The organism is Streptomyces uncialis, assembly GCF_036250755.1.
Classification (GTDB): domain Bacteria; phylum Actinomycetota; class Actinomycetes; order Streptomycetales; family Streptomycetaceae; genus Streptomyces; species Streptomyces uncialis.
Genome location: NZ_CP109583.1, coordinates 5,559,186 through 5,579,410, shown reverse-complemented (window position 1 = coordinate 5,579,410; position 20,225 = coordinate 5,559,186). Strand labels below are relative to the sequence as shown.

Sequence of the window (20,225 nt, the reverse complement as noted above, 5' to 3'; positions counted from 1 at the left end):
CCACGGCCGCGCGGGCCGGACGCCCGTCACGCGCGCGTGGAACCGGTGTCCCGCACGGCCCGGCGGGCGCCGGAGCCGGGGCGCCCGGCCCGCCGGAACCACCGCGGACACCACGCCCAGGGGCGGACGGACAAGGCGGGCGGGCGCCACGGCGCGATGGCGTGGGACATCCACGAGGAACCGGTCCCCGCCGCGGGCACACACGGGGACACCGAACCGTCCGGGGCCGCGGACCACGCCCGGGCCACCGTGGTGGGACGGGTACTGGCCAAACTTGACGAGCAGGGGCGGTACGTCCTGGTCCGCTGTTGACGGCACGGTCGTGCGTCCGGCCATGGGCCCTCCACAACGTCCCCAGGACACGGATCGGACCGGTCCGCGTTCCCTGCGAGGACGCTACGGGACGGCGAGGCGGAACCGAGGAGTCCGGCAACGCGCTTTAATCCGGCATTGCGAACTCTTTAGTCACTGCCCCGGCTCGCGTGTCCGACGTAACGTGTGCCCCAACCACACGGAAAGTGAGGCAGCAGCCGATGCCCGACCAGCACGAGCAGACCCCGCTCGACCGTCCCCAGGGCGACCCCTTCGACCTCTCCGCGGGCGACCCTTTCGGTCCGCACAACCTTCCGTACGGTGTCTTCTCCCTGCCCACCCCCGACGCGGACCCCGCCCCCGGCGCCCCCGGCCCGTCGCCCGGGTCCGGTCCGTCGCCCGCCCCCGGCTCCGGCTCGTCCTCCGGGGCGGTGGACGGCCGCCGGGTGGGCGTACGGCTCGGGGACCATGTCCTGGACGCGGGCGCGGTGGCCGCCGCCCTCGGTTCGCCGTATGTGTCCCTGCTCGCCCGGCCCACCCTGAACCCCCTTCTCGCGGCGGGCCGCACCGCCTGGAGCGACGTACGCCGCGCGCTCACCGCGTGGGTGACGGTGCCCGCGTACCGCGAGACCGTACGGCCCCTGCTGCACCCGCTGTCGGAGGTGACGCTGCATCTGCCGTTCGACGTGGCGGACTACGTCGACTTCTACGCGTCCGAGCACCACGCCCGCAATGTCGGGCAGATCTTCCGCCCGGACGCCGAGGACTCACTGACCCCCAACTGGAAGCATCTGCCGATCGGTTACCACGGCCGCTCCGGGACCGTCGTCGTGTCCGGCACCGACATCGTCCGCCCACGGGGGCAGCGCAAGGCGCCCACCGATCCCGCGCCGGTGTTCGGGCCGTCGGTGAAGCTGGACATCGAGGCCGAGGTGGGCTTCGTCGTCGGCGCCCCCTCGGAGCGCGGCACCCCGGTCGGTCTCGGGGAGTTCCGGGAGCATGTCTTCGGGCTGTGCCTGCTCAACGACTGGTCGGCCCGGGACGTCCAGGCGTGGGAGTACGTCCCGCTGGGTCCGTTCCTCGGCAAGTCCTTCGCCACGTCCGTGTCCGCGTGGATCACCCCGCTCGACGCGCTGGAGGGCGCCCGGGTGTCCCCGCCGGAACGCACCCATCCGCTGCTGCCGTACCTCGACGACTCCCCCGAGGCGTCCGGCGAACCCGGCGGCCATGAGCCCGACGGCTACGACCTGCGGATCTCCGTCGCCATCAACGGACAGGTGGTCTCCGAGCCGCCGTTCGCCACCATGTACTGGACGGCCGCCCAGCAGCTCGCCCATATGACGGTCAACGGCGCCTCGCTGCGCACCGGTGACCTCTACGGCTCGGGGACGGTCAGCGGCCCCCGCCCCGACCAGCGCGGTTCCCTGCTGGAACTGACGTGGAACGGCCGGGACCCGCTGCCCCTCGACGACGGCCCCCGTACCTTCCTCGCGGACAAGGACGAGGTCACCCTGACCGCTTGGGCCCCCGGCCCGGACGGTACGCGGGTGGGCCTCGGCGAGGTACGGGGCCGGGTCGTGGGCGGCGACGCGTAACGGCGCACCGCACCGTAAGGGCCACCGGTCGTGAGACCGGCCGCCGGGCCGCGGAAGGCATCCACGCGCCCGGTGCCGGTCCGGCCGGACCGGCGACTACCAGCCCAGGTCCTCGGGCTCCGGCTCGTCCTCCGGGGCGGGCTCACGACTCCAGTCGTACCCGTCGTCCGCGGCATGGGCGGGCGCCTTCGCGGCGACCGGCTTGGCGGCGGACGGCTTCGACGCGGACGGCTTGGCGGTGGGCGTCGGCGCGGGTGACTGTGCGGCCGGGGACACCGGCTCCTCACCCGGACCAGGACCGTCACCGAAGGCCGCCAGGACCTCCAGCACCCCCTCCCCGTACGTGGCGAGCTTCTTCTCGCCGACCCCGCTGATCCCGCCCAGCTCACGGACCGAGGACGGCGACGCCGTCACGATCTCCCGCAGGGTCGCGTCATGGAAGATCACATACGCGGGAACGCCCTGCTCCCGGGCCTGCTCGGCACGCCACGCGCGCAGCGCCTCGAAGGCGGGCAGCAGCCCCGGCGCCAGATCGACGACGGCCTTGGGCTTGCGCTCGCCCTTGGCGGCGGCCGGGGTACGGGTGGTGGGGCGCTTGGGCTCCTTGCGCAGCGGCACCTTGCGCTCGCCGCGCAGCACGGTCCCGCTCTCCTCCGTGAGGACCAGCGCGCCGTGCTCGCCCTCGACCCCGAGCAGTTCCATGGCGAGCAGCTGGCGTACGACACCGCGCCACTCCGCCTCGGTCAGGTCCTCACCGATACCGAAGACCGACAGCTGGTCGTGGTCGAACTGGATGACCTTCGCGGTCCTGCGGCCCAGCAGGATGTCGACGATGTGCACACCGCCGAATTTCTGCCCGCGCCGCTCACGGTCCAGCCGCACGATCGTGGAGAGCACCTTCTGCGCGGCCACCGTGCCGTCCCAGGTCTCCGGCGGGCTCAGGCAGGTGTCGCAGTTGCCGCAGCCGCCCGTCCGCGGCTCCTGGCCGAAGTACTGGAGAAGGCGGCCCCGGCGGCACTCGACGGTCTCGCACAGGGCGAGCATCGCGTCGAGATGGGCACTGGCACGGCGCCGGAACGCGTCGTCCCCCTGGCTGGACTGGATCATCCTGCGCTGCTGGACGACGTCGTTGAGCCCGTACGCCATCCACGCCGTGGACGGCAGGCCGTCCCGGCCGGCGCGGCCCGTCTCCTGGTAGTAGCCCTCGACGGACTTCGGCAGATCGAGATGGGCGACGAACCGTACGTCGGGCTTGTCGATGCCCATACCGAACGCGATGGTCGCGACGACGACCAGGCCGTCCTCCCGCAGGAACCGGGACTGGTGCTCGGCACGGACGCGCCCTTCGAGACCGGCGTGGTACGGCACGGCCGCGATGCCGTTGCGCACCAGGAACTCCGCCGTCCGGTCCACCGACGCCCGCGACAGGCAGTAGACGATGCCCGCGTCGCCCGCGTGCTCCTCTTTCAGGAACGCCAGCAGCTGCTTGCGCTGCTCGGCCTTCGGCACGATCCGGTACTGGATGTTCGGCCGGTCGAAGCTCGCCTCGAAGTGCCGCGCGTCGGGCATCCCGAGCCGCGCGGTGATCTCCTGGTGGGTGGCGTGCGTGGCCGTCGCGGTGAGGGCGACCCTCGGGACGTCGGGCCAGCGCTCCCCCAGCACCGACAGGGCGAGGTAGTCCGGCCGGAAGTCATGGCCCCACTGGGCGACGCAGTGGGCCTCGTCGATCGCGAAGACCGAGACCTTGCCGCGCGAGAGCAGCTCCAGGCTGGAGTTCAGCTTCAGCCGCTCGGGCGCGAGGTACAGCAGGTCCAGCTCGCCGGAGACGAACTGGGCCTCGACCACCCTGCGCTCGTCGAAGTCCTGGGTGGAGTTGATGAACCCGGCGCGCACACCGAGCGCGCGCAGCGCGTCCACCTGGTCCTGCATCAGGGCGATCAGCGGGGACACGACGACCCCGGTGCCCGGCCGGACCAGCGCGGGGATCTGGTAGCACAGCGACTTGCCGCCGCCGGTCGGCATCAGCACGACGGCGTCCCCACCGGCCACCACATGCTCGATGACCGCTTCCTGGTCCCCCCGGAACGCCTCGTACCCGAAGACCCTCCGCAAGGTCTCCAGCGCGGCCCCGCCCGCACGCTCCGCGACCACGCCGCTCATGTCCGTCACCCCGGTCACCTCTGCCCGTCCCACCGTCTGTCCCCGTACTCCCCAGCCACCATAGGCGCCCCCACCGACACCCCGAACCACTTGTCCACAACCCCGCCCCCGTACGAATTCCGGAAGTGGCGCCCCCGAACGACCACCGCAAGGGGCGCCCCCAAAGGGGCGCGGGGAACTGCGCAAAGACGAGGACCGGCCCGCACCCGACGAACAACGGACCGGGGCAGCATCCAGGGGCGCGGGGAACTGCGCACCCCACGAGCGACGGCACAGGGAACAAGTACGCCCACCCGGACAGACCCAGAAAGCGCAAGCGAAGGCGACCCGCACGGGAACAAGTACGCCCAGCACAGGCAACCCGGGGCGCAAGCGAAGGCGAAACGCGACGGCCCGGCCCCCGAAGGGACCGGGCCAGGACGGACGGCCACGCCGGCGCGGATCACCCCGCCGACACGGAACGTCAGCGCACGAACACTCCCGCCTGACTGGCGAGGTCGAGGAAGTACTGGGGCGCGACACCGAGCACCAGCGTGACCACGACCCCCGTCCCGATCGCCGCGTACGTCAGCGCGGACGGCACCGCGACGGTCGGCCCCTCCGGGTTCGGCTCGCTGAAGAACATCAGCACGATCACCCGGACATAGAAGAACGCCGCGACGGCCGAGGACACGACACCGACGACGACCAGCGCCCCGGCACCGCCCTCCGCCGCCGCCTTGAACACGGCGAACTTCCCCGAGAACCCGGAGGTCAGCGGAATCCCGGCGAAGGCCAGCAGGAACACCGCGAAGACCGCCGCGACCAGCGGCGACCGCCGCCCCAGCCCCGCCCACTTCGACAGGTGCGTGGCCTCGCCGCCGGCGTCCCGTACCAGCGTGACCACGGCGAACGCGCCGATCGTCACGAAGGAGTACGCCCCGAGGTAGAACAGCACCGAGGACACGCCCTCGGGCGTCGCGGCGATGACACCCGCGAGGATGAACCCCGCGTGCGCGATCGACGAGTACGCGAGCAGCCGCTTGATGTCGGTCTGGGTGATCGCGACGATCGCCCCGCCGAGCATCGTGAGGATGGCGACGGCGTACATCACGGGCCGCCAGTCCCAGCGCAGCCCCGGGAGCACCACGTACAGCAGCCGCAGCAGCGCGCCGAAGGCCGCGACCTTGGTGGCCGCCGCCATGAAGCCGGTGACGGGGGTGGGCGCGCCCTGGTAGACGTCCGGGGTCCACATATGGAACGGCACCGCGCCGACCTTGAAGAGCAGGCCCATCACGATGAGGGCGGCGCCGACGAGCAGCAGCGCGTCGTTGCCCATGGTCCCGGCGAGGGCCGGGGTGATCTTCCCGACGGTGCCGTCGACGACCTCGGCGATCCTCGCGTACGACACGGAGCCCGCGTAGCCGTAGAGCAGGGCGATGCCGAAGAGGGTGAACGCGGAGGCGAAGGCGCCGAGCAGGAAGTACTTGACGGCCGCTTCCTGCGACATGAGCCGCTTGCGCCGGGCGAGCGCGCAGAGCAGGTACAGCGGCAGGGAGAAGACCTCCAGGGCGATGAACAGCGTCAGGAGGTCGTTCGCGGCGGGGAAGACGAGCATGCCGCCGATGGCGAACAGCGCGAGCGGGAACACCTCGGTGGTGGTGAATCCGGCCTTGACCGCGGCCTTCTCGCTGTCGCTGCCGGGTACGGACGCGGCCTGCGCGGCGAACGAGTCGACCTGGTTGCCGTGTGTGGCGGGGTCGAGGCGGCGTTCGGCGAAGGTGAAGATCGCGACCAGGCCGGTCAGCAGGATGGTGCCCTGGAGGAACAGGGCGGGTCCGTCGACGGCGACGGCGCCCATCGCGACGATGCCCGCCTTGGTGGTGCCGTAGCCGCTCGCCGCGAGGGCGACGACCGCGGCGAACGCCGCGGTCAGCGCCACCACGGCGGTGAAGAGCTGGGTGTGGTAGCGCGCTTTGCGCGGGACGACGGCCTCGATGAGGATGCCGAGCACCGCGGCGGCGATGATGATCAGGATGGGCGAGAGCTGCCCGTACTCGATCTTGGGGGTGTCGATCTTGGTGACGGGTTCGGCCGCCGTTGTCCACAGGCTGTGGACGGCTGATGCGTTCACTTGGCCGCCTCCACCTCGGGCTTGGGGTCCTTCTGCTGGACGTCGGACATGGTGTGCTGGACCGCCGGGTTGACGATGTCCGTGAGCGGCTTCGGGAAGACGCCCAGGAAGATGAGCAGCGCGATCAGCGGGGCCACCACCGCGAGCTCCCGGACCCGCAGGTCGGGCATGGTGGAGACCTCGGGTTTCACGGGGCCGGTCATCGTCCGCTGGTAGAGGACGAGGACGTACAGCGCGGCCAGGACGATGCCGAGGGTCGCGATGATCCCGGCGACCGGGTACCGCGCGAAGGTGCCGACCAGGACCAGGAACTCACTGACGAAGGGCGCGAGGCCCGGCAGTGAGAGGGTCGCCAGTCCGCCGATCAGGAACGTCCCGGCGAGTACCGGGGCGACCTTCTGGACTCCTCCGTAGTCGGCGATGAGCCGCGAGCCGCGCCGGGAGATCAGGAATCCGGCGACGAGCATCAGGGCGGCCGTGGAGATGCCGTGGTTGACCATGTAGAGCGTGGCGCCGCTCTGGCCCTGCGACGTCATCGCGAAGATGCCGAGGACGATGAACCCGAAGTGCGAGATCGACGCGTAGGCGACCAGGCGCTTCATGTCGCGCTGGCCGACGGCGAGCAGCGCCCCGTAGACGATGCTGACCAGGGCGAGGACCAGCACGACCGGGGTGGCCCACTTCGACGCCTCGGGGAAGAGCCCCAGGCAGAAGCGGAGCATCGCGAACGTGCCGACCTTGTCGACGACGGCGGTGATGAGCACGGCGACCGGTGCGGTGGCCTCGCCCATCGCGTTGGGCAGCCAGGTGTGCAGCGGCCACAGCGGCGCCTTCACCGCGAACGCGAAGAAGAAGCCGAGGAACAGCAGCCGTTCGGTGTTGGTCGCCATCTCCAGCGAACCGCTGGCACGGGCGGCGGTGATCTCCTGGAGCGAGAAGCTCCCGGCGACGACGTAGAGCCCGATGACGGCGGCGAGCATGATGAGCCCGCCCGCGAGGTTGTAGAGCAGGAACTTCACGGCGGCGTACGACCGCTGGGTCGCCGCCGCCTTGTCGCCGCCCTCGTGGGCACGGTCCCCGAAGCCGCCGATGAGGAAGTACATCGGGATCAGCATGGCTTCGAAGAAGATGTAGAAGAGGAAGATGTCGGTGGCCTCGAAGGAGAGGATCACCATCGCCTCGACGGAGAGGATCAGGGCGAAGAAGCCCTGGGTGGGCCGCCAGCGGGAGTTGCTGTCCTCCAGCGGGTCGGCGTCGTGCCAGCCGGCCAGGATGATGAACGGGATCAGCAGCGCGGTGAGCCCGATGAGGACGACGGCGATGCCGTCGACGCCGAGTTCGTAGCGCACCCCGAAGTCGCTGATCCAGGAGTGCGACTCGGTGAGCTGGTAGCGGTCGCCGCCCGGCTCGAAGCGGATCATGACGATCGCGGCGAGGACCAGGGTGGCGAGGGAGAACAGCAGCGCGAGCCATTTGGCCGCGGTGCGCCGTGCGGCGGGGACGGCGGCGGTGGCGATCGCGCCGATCGCCGGGAGCGCCGCCGTCACGGTGAGCAGGGGAAAGGACATCGGTATCAGACCGCCCTCATCAGCAGGGTCGCGGCGATGAGGACAGCCACGCCGCCGAACATCGAGACCGCGTACGAGCGCGCGTAACCGTTCTGGAGGCGGCGCAGCCGGCCGGACAGACCGCCGACGGAGGCGGCCGTGCCGTTGACGACGCCGTCGACCAGGGTGTGGTCGACGTACACCAGGGAGCGGGTGAGGTGCTCGCCGCCGCGGACCAGGACGACATGGTTGAAGTCGTCCTGGAGGAGGTCGCGGCGGGCGGCGCGGGTGAGCAGGGAGCCGCGCGGGGCGACGACGGGCACGGGCCGGCGGCCGTACATGCCGTACGCGATCGCCGCGCCGACGACCAGCGCGACGACCGTGGAGATGGTGACCGTCAGGGCGCTGATCGGCGGGTGGCCGTGCTCGGTGGCGCCGGTGACGGGCTCCAGCCAGAGCTGGAAGCGGTCACCGATGCTGAACAGGGCGCCCGCGAAGACCGAGCCGAAGGCCAGGATGATCATGGGGATCGTCATGGACTTCGGGGACTCGTGGGGGTGCGGCGGGTTGCCGTCGGCGTCGGGCTGCCAGCGCTTCTCACCGAAGAACGTCATGATCATCACGCGGGTCATGTAGAACGCGGTGAGGGCGGCGCCCAGCAGGGCGACCCCGCCGAAGATCCAGCCCTCGGTGCCGCCCTTGGCGAACGCCGCCTCGATGATCTTGTCCTTGGAGAAGAAGCCGGACAGGCCCGGGAAGCCGATGATCGCGAGATACCCGAGACCGAACGTCACGAAGGTGACGGGCATGTACTTGCGCAGCCCGCCGTACTTGCGCATGTCGACCTCGTCGTTCATGCCGTGCATGACGGAACCGGCACCGAGGAACAGCCCGGCCTTGAAGAAGCCGTGCGTCACCAGGTGCATGATCGCGAAGACGTAGCCGATGGGGCCGAGGCCCGCGGCCAGCACCATGTAGCCGATCTGCGACATCGTCGAACCGGCGAGCGCCTTCTTGATGTCGTCCTTGGCGCAACCGACGATCGCACCGAACAGCAGCGTCACCGCGCCGACGATGGCGACGACGAGCTGCGCGTCCGGGGCGGCGTTGAAGATGGCGCCGGAGCGGACGATCAGATAGACACCGGCGGTCACCATCGTCGCCGCGTGGATGAGGGCCGAGACCGGGGTCGGGCCCTCCATCGCGTCGCCCAGCCAGGACTGGAGCGGCACCTGGGCCGACTTGCCGCACGCGGCGAGCAGCAGCATCAGGCCGATCGCGGTGAGCGTGCCCTCGGAGGTGTCCCCGACGGCGCCGAGGACCGGGCCGAAGGCGAACGTCCCGAAGGTGGTGAACATCAGCATGATCGCGATGGACAGTCCGATGTCACCGACCCGGTTGACCAGGAACGCCTTCTTGGCGGCGGTCGCGGCACTGGGCTTGTGCTGCCAGAACCCGATCAGGAGGTACGAGGCGAGGCCCACGCCCTCCCAGCCGAAGTACAGCAGCAGGTAGTTGTCGGCGAGGACCAGGAGCAGCATCGCCGCGAGGAAGAGGTTGAGGTAGCCGAAGAAGCGGCGGCGCCGCTCGTCGTGCTCCATGTAGCCGATCGAGTAGATGTGGATCAGGGTGCCCACACCGGTGATCAGCAGGACGAAGGTCATCGACAGCTGGTCGAGCTGGAAGGCGATGTCCGCCTGGAAGCCCTCGACGGGAATCCAGCTGAAGAGGTGCTGGTGCAGGGTCCGGTCGTCGGCGTCACGGCCGAGCAGGCCCAGGAACAGCACGGCGCCGATGACGAAGGAGGCACCGGCGAGGAGCGTGCCCAGCAGATGTCCGGCGCGGTCCAGCCGGTGGCCCCCGCACAGCAGGACCACCGCTCCGAGCAGGGGCGCCGCCACCAGCAGCGCGATCAGGTTCTCCACGGTTCCGGGTCCCCTTACAGCTTCATCAGGCTGGCGTCGTCGACCGAGGCCGAATGCCGGGAGCGGAACAGCGACACGATGATCGCGAGTCCGACCACGACCTCGGCGGCGGCGACGACCATCGTGAAGAAGGCGATGATCTGTCCGTCGAGGTTGCCGTGCATCCGGGAGAAGGCGACGAGCGCGAGGTTGCAGGCGTTCAGCATCAGCTCGATGCACATGAACACCACGATGGCGTTACGCCTGATCAGGACGCCTGTGGCACCGATGGTGAACAACAGGGCGGCGAGATACAGGTAATTGACCGGGTTCACTTCGACGCCTCCTCGGACCGGGGCCGCTCCAGGCGGTCCGTGGAACGGTCCTCGATGGCCTTGAGGTCCTCCATGGCCTTCTGGGACACGTCCCGGATCTGGCCCCGCGCGCGCAGCGTCTGGTTGACGGTCAGCTCGGACGGGGTGCCGTCGGGGAGGAGACCGGCGATGTCGACCGCGTTGTGCCGGGCGTAGACACCCGGGGCGGGCAGCGGCGGGAGGTGCTTGCCCGCGCGGACCCGCTCCTCGGCCATCTCCCGCTGGGTCTTCGCCCGCTCGGTGCGCTCCCGGTGGGTGAGCACCATCGCGCCGACGGCCGCCGTGATGAGCAGCGCGCCGGTGATCTCGAAGGCGAAGACGTACTTGGTGAAGATCAGCGCGGCCAGGCCCTCGACATTGCCCCCGGCGTTGGCCTGGGCCAGACCGGTGAACTCGGTGAGGGACGCGTTGCCGATGCCGCCGATGAGCAGCGCGCCGAAGCCGAGACCGCACAGGGCGGCCAGCCAGCGCTGGCCCTTCAGGGTCTCCTTGAGGGAGTCCGCGGCGGTCACACCGACGAGCATGACCACGAACAGGAACAGCATCATGATCGCGCCGGTGTAGACGACGATCTGGACGATGCCGAGGAAGTACGCGCCGTTGGCGAGATAGAACACCGCGAGGATGATCATGGTCCCGGCCAGGCACAGCGCGCTGTGCACGGCCCGGCGCATCAGGATCGTGCACAGGGCGCCGATCACCGCGACCGTGCCGAGCACCCAGAACTGGATCGACTCACCGGTGGACGTGGTGTAGGCGGCGAGCTGGCTCATGAGCCGCTCCGCTCGCCCAGGTGGGCCGCTCCGGGACGCTGCGCCGACGGCTCCGGCACACCGCCCCGGCCCGACTCGTCGCTGTCCGGCTTCTCGCCCTTGGACACGGCCCGCTGGGGGATCGTGCCCGGCGCGGCGTGGGTGACGAGACCGCTGTAGTAGTCCTGCTCGTCGGCGCCGGGGAAGATCGAGTGCGGGCTGTCGACCATGCCCTCCTCAAGACCGGCGAGGAGCTGCTCCTTGGTGTAGATCAGGTTCGCGCGGCTGCTGTCGGCGAGCTCGAACTCGTTCGTCATCGTGAGCGCGCGGGTGGGGCACGCCTCGATGCACAGCCCGCACAGGATGCAGCGCGCGTAGTTGATCTGGTAGACGCGGCCGTAGCGCTCGCCCGGGGAGTAGCGCTCCTCCTCGGTGTTGTCGGCACCCTCCACATAGATGGCGTCGGCCGGGCACGCCCAGGCGCACAGCTCGCAGCCGACGCACTTCTCCAGCCCGTCGGGGTGACGGTTGAGCTGGTGGCGGCCGTGGAAGCGGGGGGCCGTGGTCTTCGGCTGCTCGGGGTACTGCTCGGTGAGCCGCTTCTTGAACATGGCCTTGAAGGTCACACCGAAGCCCGCGACCGGGTTCTGGAACCCCTGCTTCGCCGCGTCCGTCCCGCCGGGCTCCTTGGATCGCTCAGTCATTCGGACGCCTCCTTTCCGTCAACAGCTCCGTCACTCGCAGTATCCGGCCCGCCACTGACAATCAGCTCGCGCTCCCGGCGGGGACGCCTGCGGGGCACCGCGGGAGCCTCCTGACCGGGCAGCGGCGGTACGGGGAACCCGCCGGCCATCGGGTCGAACGCCACCGGGTCCACGACCTGTTCGGCGGCGGCCCGGGCCCGTCCTCTGTCGCGGTAGATGTCCACGACGACGGACAGCAGCAGCAACGCCAGGACACCGCCGCCGACGTACAGCGCGATGTCGGCGAAGTCGTAGTTCTCGTTGCGCAGGGTCCGCACGGTGGCGACGAGCATCAGCCACACCACCGAGACCGGGATGAGGACCTTCCAGCCGAGCTTCATCAGCTGGTCGTAACGCACCCGGGGCAGGGTGCCGCGCAGCCAGATGAAGAAGAACAACAGCAACTGCACCTTGACGATGAACCAGAGCATCGGCCACCAGCCCTGGTTCGCCCCCTCCCAGAAGGTGCTGATGGGGTACGGGGCCCGCCAGCCGCCCAGGAACAGCGTCACCGACACCGCCGACACCGTCACCATGTTCACGTACTCGGCGAGCATGAACAGCGCGAACTTGATGGACGAGTACTCGGTGTTGAAGCCGCCCACCAGGTCGCCCTCGGACTCCGGCATGTCGAACGGGGCCCGGTTGGTCTCCCCGACCATCGTCACGATGTAGATCAGGAACGACACCGGCAGCAGGATCACGTACCAGCGGTCGGCCTGCGCCTCCACGATCGCGGAGGTCGACATCGAACCGGAGTACAGGAACACCGACGCGAACGCGGCGCCCATCGCGATCTCGTACGAGATCATCTGCGCGCACGAGCGGAGCCCGCCGAGCAGCGGATACGTCGAACCGGAGCTCCAGCCCGCCAGCACGATGCCGTAGATCCCGACCGAGGCGACCGCGAGGATGTACAGCATCGCGATCGGCAGGTCGGTCAGCTGCATCGTGGTGCGCTGGCCGAAGATGGAGACCTGGTTGTCGGCGGGACCGAACGGGATCACCGCGATCGCCATGAACGCGGGGATCGCCGCCACGACCGGCGCGAGGACGTAGACCACCTTGTCCGCGCGTTTGACGATGATGTCCTCCTTGAGCATCAGCTTGATGCCGTCGGCCAGCGACTGGAGCATGCCCCAGGGGCCGTGCCGGTTGGGACCGATCCGCAGCTGCATCCAGGCGACGACCTTGCGTTCCCACACGATCGAGAACAGCACGGTCACCATCAGGAACGCGAAGCAGAACACCGCCTTGATCAGCACGAGCCACCAGGGGTCCCGGCCGAACATCGACAGGTCCTCCAGGGCGAGCGGTGTCAGAGTCGAGGGCGTCATGACTCCACCTCCGTGGCCTCCTGTGACACCGGCTCCACCGCCGGACCGATACGGACGAGTTCGCCGGGACGCGCTCCGGTGTCACCGGTGACACCCGCGCCCGCCGAGTTCAGCGGCAGCCACACCACCCGGTCCGGCATCCGGGTCACCCGCAGCACAAGCGCCGTGCTCCCGGCGGGACCCGTCACCGCGAGGACGTCGCCGTCCTTGACGCCCGCCTCGGCCGCCGTCGTCGCCGACAGCCGGGCGACGGCGGGATGCCGGGTCCCGGCCAGGGCGTCGTCGCCGTCCTGGAGACGTCCCTGGTCGAGCAGCAGCCGGTGCCCGGCGAGGACCGCCTCCCCGGCGGCCGGTCGCGGCAGGGCCGTCCCCGACTCCAGGGGGTCGCCCGCGCGCGGGCCGTCCCAGCCGCCGAGGCGGTCCAGCTCCCCGCGCAGGGTGCGCAGATCCGGCAGACCCAGATGGACGTCCATCGCGTCGGCCAGCATCTGGAGCACCCGCGCGTCGGTCGGCGCGACCCGCCGCGTCATCTGCTCGGGCTTCAGCGCCGCCTCGAACGGACGGCCCCGGCCCTCCCAGTTGAGGAACGTGCCCGCCTTCTCCGCGACCGCGGCGACCGGCAGGACCACGTCCGCGCGGTCCGTGACCTCGCTGGGCCGCAGCTCCAGGGAGACCACGAAGCCCGCCCCGTCGAGCGCGGCACGCGCGCGCGTGGGGTCCGGCAGATCCGCGACCTCGACCCCGCCCACCAGGAGCGCGCCGAGCAGACCACCGGCGGCGGCCTCCACGATCTCCCCGGTGTCACGGCCGTAACGGTGCGGGAGTTCGGCGACGCCCCAGGCGACGGCGATCTCCTGGCGCGCGCGCGGGTCGGTCGCCGGACGGCCGCCCGGCAGCAGCGACGGCAGCGCGCCCGCCTCGATCGCGCCCCGCTCACCGGAGCGGCGCGGAATCCACACCAGCCGCGCGCCGGTCGCGGTCGCGGCCCGCACGGCGGCCGTCAGACCGCCCCGCACGGCGGCGAGACGCTCCCCGACCACCAGCACGGACCCTTCGGCGCGCAGCGCCTCCGCGGCCCGCTCACCGCCCGCCTCCAGACCGACCCCGCTCGCGAGCGCGTCCAGCCACTCGGTCTCGGTGCCGGGCGCGGCGGGCAGCAGCGTGCCGCCGGCCTTCTTCAGACCCCGGCTGGCGTGCGTGGCGAGCGCGAACACCTGCTGTCCGTGGGTGCGCCACGCCTTGCGCAGCCGCAGGAACACCCCGGGCGCCTCCTCCTCGGCCTCGAAGCCGACGAGGAGCACGGCGGGCGCCTGTTCCAGCGTGCGGTAGGTGACACCGTCGCCGTCGAGGTCCCGGCCGTGGCCCGCGACCCGGGCGGCCAGGAAGTCGGCCTCCTCGGCGCTGTGCACGCGCGCGCGGAAGTCGATGTCGTTGGTGTCGAGCGCCACGCGCGCGAACTTGCTGTACGCGTAGGCGTCCTCGACGGTGAGCCGGCCACCGGTCAGCACACCGGTACGGCCACGGGCGGCGGCGAGCCCGCGGGCCGCCGCGTCCAGTGCCTCGGGCCAGCTCGCGGGCTCCAGCTCACCCGACGCGGCGTCGCGCACCAGCGGCTGCTGGAGCCGGTCGGGGCGCTGCGCGTAGCGGAACCCGAAGCGGCCCTTGTCGCACATCCACTCCTCGTTGACCTCGGGGTCGTCCGCCGCGAGACGGCGCATGACCTTGCCGCGCCGGTGGTCGGTGCGGGTGGCGCAGCCGCCGGAGCAGTGCTCGCACACGCTCGGCGACGACACCAGGTCGAAGGGCCGGGAGCGGAACCGGTACGCCGCCGAGGTCAGCGCGCCCACCGGGCAGATCTGGATGGTGTTCCCGGAGAAGTACGACTCGAAGGGGTCGCCCTCGCCGGTGCCGACCTGCTGGAGGGCGCCGCGCTCGATCAGCTCGATCATCGGGTCGCCCGCGATCTGGTTGCTGAAGCGGGTGCAGCGCGCGCACAGCACACAGCGCTCACGGTCGAGGAGCACCTGGGTGGAGATCGGTACGGGCTTCTCGAAGGTGCGCTTCCTCCCCTCGAAGCGGGAGTCCGCCGAACCGACCGCCATGGCCTGGTTCTGGAGCGGGCACTCGCCGCCCTTGTCGCAGACCGGGCAGTCCAGCGGGTGGTTGATGAGCAGCAGCTCCATCACCCCGCGCTGGGCCTTCTCGGCGACGGGCGAGGTGATCTGGGTCTTCACGACCATGCCGTCGGTGCAGGTGATCGTGCAGGACGCCATCGGCTTGCGCTGGCCCTCCACCTCGACGATGCACTGGCGGCAGGCGCCCGCGGGGTCGAGGAGGGGGTGGTCGCAGAAGCGGGGGATCTCGATGCCGAGCAGTTCGGCGGCACGGATCACCAGGGTGCCCTTGGGCACGCTGATGCCGACGCCGTCGATCGTCAGGGACACGAGGTCCTCGGGCGGGACCGCCGCCCCCGAGCTCCCGGAGGGAGCGCCAGTGGTGACCGTCATGCGTTCACCTCCGTGGTGTCGGCGGGGTTGTCGGCCCAGGCGGTGGACCGGGCCGGGTCGAACGGGCAGCCACGACCGGTGATGTGCTGCTCGTACTCGTCACGGAAGTACTGGAGCGAGGAGAAGATCGGCGACGCGGCTCCGTCGCCGAGGGCGCAGAAGGACTTTCCGTTGATGTTGTCGGCGATGTCGCCCAGCTTGTCCAGATCGCTCATGACGCCCTTGCCGGCCTCGATGTCCCGCATCAACTGGACGAGCCAGTAGGTGCCTTCGCGGCAGGGGGTGCACTTGCCGCAGGACTCGTGGGCGTAGAACTCGGTCCATCGGGTGACGGCCCGCACCACGCAGGTCGTCTCGTCGAAGCACTGGAGCGCCTTGGTGCCGAGCATCGACCCGGCGGCGGCGACACCCTCGTAGTCGAGGGGGACGTCCAGGTGCTCGTCGGTGAGCAGCGGGGTCGAGGAGCCGCCGGGGGTCCAGAACTTGAGGCGGTGGCCGGGGCGCATCCCGCCGCTCATGTCGAGCAGCTGGCGCAGGGTGATCCCGAGCGGTGCCTCGTACTGGCCGGGGCCCGCGACATGGCCGCTGAGCGAGTACAGCGTGAAGCCCGGGGACTTCTCGCTGCCGAGCGAGCGGAACCAGTCCTTGCCCCGGTGCAGGATCGCGGGAACCGAAGCGATGGACTCGACGTTGTTCACCACAGTGGGGCACGCGTAGAGGCCCGCGACGGCCGGGAAGGGAGGACGCAGTCGCGGCTGACCGCGGCGGCCTTCGAGCGAGTCGAGCAGCGCGGTCTCCTCGCCGCAGATGTACGCGCCGGCGCCGGCGTGGACGACGAGGTCGAGGTCCAGTCCGCTGCCGAGGATGTCCTTGCCGAGATATCCCGCGTCGTACGCCTCGCGCACGGCCTCGTGCAGTCTGCGCAGCACGGGGACGACCTCACCGCGCAGATAGATGAACGCGTGCTGCGAGCGGATGGCGTAGCAGGCGATGACGATGCCCTCGATGAGGGAATGCGGGTTGGCGAAGAGGAGCGGGATGTCCTTGCAGGTCCCGGGCTCCGATTCATCGGCGTTGACCACGAGGTAGTGGGGTTTGCCGTCGCCCTGGGGGATGAACTGCCACTTCATGCCCGTGGGGAAGCCTGCGCCGCCCCGGCCGCGCAGGCCGGATTCCTTGACGTAGGCGATGAGTTCGTCCGGTGACATGGCGAGGGCCTTGCGCAGTCCCTCGTACCCGTCGTGCCGCCGGTAGACGTCCAGGGACCAGGAGTTCTCCTCGTCCCAGAAGGCCGACAGGACCGGTGAGAGCAGTTTCTCCGGATTGTGGTGGCTGATCTCCGGCGCCAACGTCATCACTCCCCCTCCTCGGTGATGCCGGGGTCCCCGGCATTCCCGGTGACCGGACCCGACGGATGGGACGGGTCGGACGCCGAGGTGTCCTGCGGTGCGTCGTGCGAGCTGAGGTGCTCGGCGGCGCGGGTACGGCCATCAGGGGCCCGGTCCTCGGCGGTCCGGGCGCCCGGTCCGCCGGTGCGCGGTGAGACGACCTTCGCGGTGGGCTCGCCCTTGGCCAGCCGCAGCCCGATGAGGGACGCGGGTCCGGCGCCGCCGGTCGCCTCGACGGCTCCGGGGCGCTCGTCGGGGAAGCCCGCGAGGATGCGGGAGGTCTCCTTGAAGCTGCACAGCGGCGCCCCGCGCGTGGGTTCCACGGTGGCGCCCGCGCGCAGGTCGTCGACGAGGCGGATCGCGGAGCCGGGGGTCTGGTTGTCGAAGAACTCCCAGTTCACCATCACCACGGGCGCGAAGTCGCAGGCCGCGTTGCACTCGATGTGTTCGAGGGTGACCTTGCCGTCCTCGGTGGTCTCGCCGTTGCCGACACCCAGATGTTCCTTGAGGGTGTCGAAGATGGCGTCACCGCCCATGACGGCGCACAGCGTGTTGGTGCACACGCCGACCTGGTACTCCCCGCCCGGCTTGCGCCGGTACATCGAGTAGAAGGTGGCGACGGCGGTGACCTCGGCCGTCGTCAGTTCCAGGACCTCCGCGCAGAACCGCACCCCGGTCCGGGTGACATGGCCCTCCTCGCCCTGGACGAGATGCAGCAGCGGCAGCAGTGCCGAGCGGGAGTCCGGGTAGCGGGAGATCAGCTCCCCGGCGTCCGCCTCCAGCCGGGCACGGACGTCGGCCGGGTAGTCGGGGGCGGGGAGCTGGGGCATCCCGAGGCTCACCTCGGAAGGTGTGGCGCTCACCGGTCGACGCCTCCCATCACGGGGTCGATGGACGCGACAGCGACGATGACGTCGGCGACCTGGCCGCCTTCGCACATCGCCGCCATGGCCTGGAGGTTGGTGAACGACGGGTCGCGGAAGTGCACCCGGAACGGGCGGGTACCGCCGTCGGACACGGCGTGCACCCCGAGTTCGCCCTTGGGGGACTCGACGGCGGCGTACACCTGGCCGGCGGGGACCCGGAAGCCCTCGGTCACCAGCTTGAAGTGGTGGATCAGGGCCTCCATGGAGGTGCCCATGATCTTCTTGATGTGGTCGAGCGAGTTGCCGAGTCCGTCGGGCCCCTGCGCGAGCTGCGCGGGCCAGGCGATCTTCTTGTCGGCGACCATCACCGGACCGGGCTCCAGCCGGTCCAGACACTGCTCGACGATGCGCAGCGACTGGCGCATCTCCTCCAGCCGGATCAGGAAGCGTCCGTAGGAGTCGCAGGTGTCGGTGGTCGGGACCTCGAAGTCGTAGGTCTCGTACCCGCAGTAGGGCTGCGTCTTGCGCAGGTCGTGCGGGAGTCCGGCGGAGCGCAGCACGGGCCCGGTGGCGCCGAGGGCCATGCAGCCGGTGAGGTCGAGATGTCCCACGTCCTGCATACGGGCCTTGAAGATGGGGTTCCCCGTGGCGAGCTTGTCGTACTCGGGGAGGTTCTTCTTCATCGTCTTGACGAAGTCCCGCATCTGCTGGACCGCGCCGGGCGGCAGGTCCTGGGAGAGTCCGCCGGGCCGGATGTACGCGTGGTTCATCCGCAGACCGGTGATCAACTCGAACAGGTCCAGGATGAGTTCCCGGTCCCGGAAGCCGTAGATCATGATCGTGGTGGCGCCGAGTTCCATCCCGCCGGTGGCGATGCACACCAGGTGCGACGACAGCCGGTTGAGCTCCATCAGGAGCACCCGGACGATCGTCGCCCGGTCGGGGATCTCGTCCTCGATACCGAGCAGCCGCTCCACGGCGAGGCAGTAGGCGGCCTCGTTGAAGAACGGCGTCAGATAGTCCATCCGGGTCACGAAGGTCGTGCCCTGGGTCCAGGTCCGGTATTCGAGGTTCTTCTCGATCCCGGTGTGGAGGTAGCCGATCCCGCAGCGGGCCTCGGTGACCGTCTCGCCGTCGATCTCCAGGATCAGCCGGAGCACCCCGTGGGTGGAGGGGTGCTGGGGGCCCATGTTGACGATGATGCGCTCGTCGTCCGCCTTGGCCGCTGTCTGGACGACTTCGTCCCAGTCGCCGCCGGTGACCGTGTAGACGGTGCCCTCGGTGGTTTCCCTGGGAAACGCAGATGAAGTGGTCATCAGGAGTACGACCTCCGCTGGTCGGGAGCCGGGATCTGGGCGCCCTTGTACTCGACGGGGATACCGCCCAGGGGGTAGTCCTTGCGCTGCGGGAAGCCCTGCCAGTCGTCCGGCATCATGATCCGGGTGAGCGCGGGATGGCCGTCGAAGACGATCCCGAAGAAGTCGTACGTCTCACGCTCGTGCCAGTCGTTGGTCGGGTAGACCCGCACCAGCGAGGGGATGTGCGGGTCGCTGTCAGGGGCACAGACCTCCACCCGGATCAGCCGGTTGTGGGTGATCGACCGCAGGTGGTAGACGGCGTGCAGCTCACGGCCCTTGTCGCTGGGGTAGTGCACCCCGCTGACCCCGGTGCACAGTTCGAAGCGGAGCGCCGGGTCGTCGCGCAGGGTCTGCGCGACGCGCACCAGGTAGCCGCGTTCGACGTGGAAGGTCAGTTCGTCCCGGTCGACCACGGTCTTCTCGATCGCGTTCTCCGGGACGAGACCCTGTTCCTCCAGGGCCCCTTCCAGCTCGTCGGCGACCTCGTCGAACCAGCCGCCGTACGGGCGGACCGCCGCGCCCGGCAGCCGCACGGAGCGCACCAGCCCGCCGAAGCCGGAGGTGTCACCGCCGCCCGAGGCGCCGAACATGCCGCGCTGGACGCGGATCTCCTCGCCGTGGTCGCCGCGCTGCCCCGGCAGGTTCTGTTCGTTGAGGTCCCGGTCGGGGTTCACGCCATTGCCCTCGCTCATCGCAGCAGCCCCTTCATCTCGATGGTGGGGAGCGCCTTGAGCGCCGCCTCCTCCGCCTCGCGGGCCGCTTCCTCGGCGTTCACGCCGAGCTTGGAGCTCTGGATCTTCTGGTGGAGCTTGAGGATCGCGTCCAACAGCATCTCGGGCCGCGGCGGGCAGCCGGGGAGATAGATGTCGACGGGGACGACGTGGTCGACGCCCTGGACGATCGCGTAGTTGTTGAACATGCCGCCCGAGGACGCGCAGACGCCCATCGAGATGACCCACTTGGGGTTCGGCATCTGGTCGTAGACCTGCCGCAGTACCGGCGCCATCTTCTGACTGACCCGTCCGGCGACGATCATGAGGTCGGCCTGGCGCGGTGAACCGCGGAAGACCTCCATGCCGAAGCGGGCGAGGTCGTAGCGACCCGCGCCCGTCGTCATCATCTCGATCGCGCAGCACGCGAGGCCGAAGGTGGCGGGAAAGACGGACGCCTTGCGCACCCAGCCCGCGGCCTGTTCGACGGTGGTCAGCAGAAAACCGCTCGGCAGCTTCTCTTCGAGTCCCATTGGTGGCCCCTAGACCCTTCTGTCCC

General features: G+C 70.3%; 16 protein-coding genes. 2 read left to right on the top strand and 14 right to left on the bottom strand.

Annotation, left to right across the window (positions count from 1 at the left end):
• The first annotated feature begins 45 nt into the window (after positions 1-45).
• Together OG711_RS23210 and fahA are read left to right on the top strand one after the other, a co-directional pair.
• A complete protein-coding gene (locus OG711_RS23210; RefSeq protein ID WP_329560251.1) occupies positions 46-312 on the top strand; it encodes a hypothetical protein in 267 nt (88 codons plus the stop codon).
• 221 nt (positions 313-533) lie between these two features.
• Positions 534-1,907 carry a fumarylacetoacetase gene (fahA, locus tag OG711_RS23205; protein ID WP_073792954.1) on the top strand — a complete coding sequence of 458 codons (1,374 nt, stop codon included), beginning with the start codon at positions 534-536 and terminating at the stop codon, positions 1,905-1,907.
• 96 nt (positions 1,908-2,003) lie between these two features.
• On the opposite strand, the gene recQ is transcribed toward fahA, so the two are convergent.
• The 14 genes from recQ to OG711_RS23135 all read right to left on the bottom strand — a co-directional run bounded on the left by recQ (position 2,004) and on the right by OG711_RS23135 (position 20,199).
• A complete protein-coding gene (gene recQ, locus OG711_RS23200) occupies positions 2,004-4,067 on the bottom strand; it encodes a DNA helicase RecQ (RefSeq protein WP_329563981.1) in 2,064 nt (687 codons plus the stop codon).
• A gap of 463 nt (positions 4,068-4,530) precedes the next feature.
• Positions 4,531-6,180 carry an NADH-quinone oxidoreductase subunit NuoN gene (gene nuoN, locus OG711_RS23195; RefSeq protein WP_329560250.1) on the bottom strand — a complete coding sequence of 550 codons (1,650 nt, stop codon included), beginning with the start codon at positions 6,178-6,180 and terminating at the stop codon, positions 4,531-4,533.
• Complete coding sequence (locus OG711_RS23190) at positions 6,177-7,748, bottom strand: NADH-quinone oxidoreductase subunit M (protein WP_073792956.1); 1,572 nt, start codon at positions 7,746-7,748, stop codon at positions 6,177-6,179. The genes nuoN and OG711_RS23190 overlap by 4 nt, the downstream gene beginning before the upstream one ends.
• Before the next feature lie 5 nt (positions 7,749-7,753).
• Positions 7,754-9,652: an NADH-quinone oxidoreductase subunit L gene (gene nuoL, locus OG711_RS23185; protein WP_073792957.1), complete on the bottom strand. Its 1,899-nt coding sequence runs from the start codon at positions 9,650-9,652 to the stop codon at positions 7,754-7,756.
• A 14-nt stretch (positions 9,653-9,666) separates the two neighbouring features.
• Positions 9,667-9,966 (bottom strand): NADH-quinone oxidoreductase subunit NuoK, encoded by a 300-nt coding sequence (gene nuoK / locus OG711_RS23180; RefSeq protein ID WP_019756142.1) that lies wholly within the window; start codon positions 9,964-9,966, stop codon positions 9,667-9,669.
• On the bottom strand, positions 9,963-10,778 hold the full coding sequence (locus OG711_RS23175; protein WP_073792958.1) for an NADH-quinone oxidoreductase subunit J: 816 nt from the start codon (positions 10,776-10,778) through the stop codon (positions 9,963-9,965). Before OG711_RS23175 ends, nuoK begins: the two co-directional genes overlap by 4 nt.
• Entirely contained in the window at positions 10,775-11,461 is a 687-nt protein-coding gene (gene nuoI, locus OG711_RS23170) for an NADH-quinone oxidoreductase subunit NuoI (protein ID WP_073792959.1), read from the bottom strand. Before nuoI ends, OG711_RS23175 begins: the two co-directional genes overlap by 4 nt.
• Positions 11,458-12,822: an NADH-quinone oxidoreductase subunit NuoH gene (nuoH, locus tag OG711_RS23165; protein ID WP_073793091.1), complete on the bottom strand. Its 1,365-nt coding sequence runs from the start codon at positions 12,820-12,822 to the stop codon at positions 11,458-11,460. Before nuoH ends, nuoI begins: the two co-directional genes overlap by 4 nt.
• 11 nt (positions 12,823-12,833) lie before the next feature.
• Complete coding sequence (locus OG711_RS23160; RefSeq protein ID WP_329560249.1) at positions 12,834-15,344, bottom strand: NADH-quinone oxidoreductase subunit G; 2,511 nt, start codon at positions 15,342-15,344, stop codon at positions 12,834-12,836.
• Positions 15,341-16,702 (bottom strand): NADH-quinone oxidoreductase subunit NuoF, encoded by a 1,362-nt coding sequence (gene nuoF / locus OG711_RS23155; protein WP_329560248.1) that lies wholly within the window; start codon positions 16,700-16,702, stop codon positions 15,341-15,343. Before nuoF ends, OG711_RS23160 begins: the two co-directional genes overlap by 4 nt.
• On the bottom strand, positions 16,699-17,595 hold the full coding sequence (gene nuoE / locus OG711_RS23150) for an NADH-quinone oxidoreductase subunit NuoE (protein ID WP_329560247.1): 897 nt from the start codon (positions 17,593-17,595) through the stop codon (positions 16,699-16,701). The genes nuoF and nuoE overlap by 4 nt, the downstream gene beginning before the upstream one ends.
• Complete coding sequence (locus OG711_RS23145) at positions 17,592-18,914, bottom strand: NADH-quinone oxidoreductase subunit D (protein WP_073792963.1); 1,323 nt, start codon at positions 18,912-18,914, stop codon at positions 17,592-17,594. The genes nuoE and OG711_RS23145 overlap by 4 nt, the downstream gene beginning before the upstream one ends.
• Positions 18,914-19,648: an NADH-quinone oxidoreductase subunit C gene (locus tag OG711_RS23140; RefSeq protein ID WP_073792964.1), complete on the bottom strand. Its 735-nt coding sequence runs from the start codon at positions 19,646-19,648 to the stop codon at positions 18,914-18,916. The genes OG711_RS23145 and OG711_RS23140 overlap by 1 nt, the downstream gene beginning before the upstream one ends.
• Positions 19,645-20,199, bottom strand: coding sequence for a NuoB/complex I 20 kDa subunit family protein (locus tag OG711_RS23135; protein ID WP_073792965.1), 555 nt, complete (start codon positions 20,197-20,199; stop codon positions 19,645-19,647). Before OG711_RS23135 ends, OG711_RS23140 begins: the two co-directional genes overlap by 4 nt.
• Between the last annotated feature and the right edge of the window lie 26 nt (positions 20,200-20,225).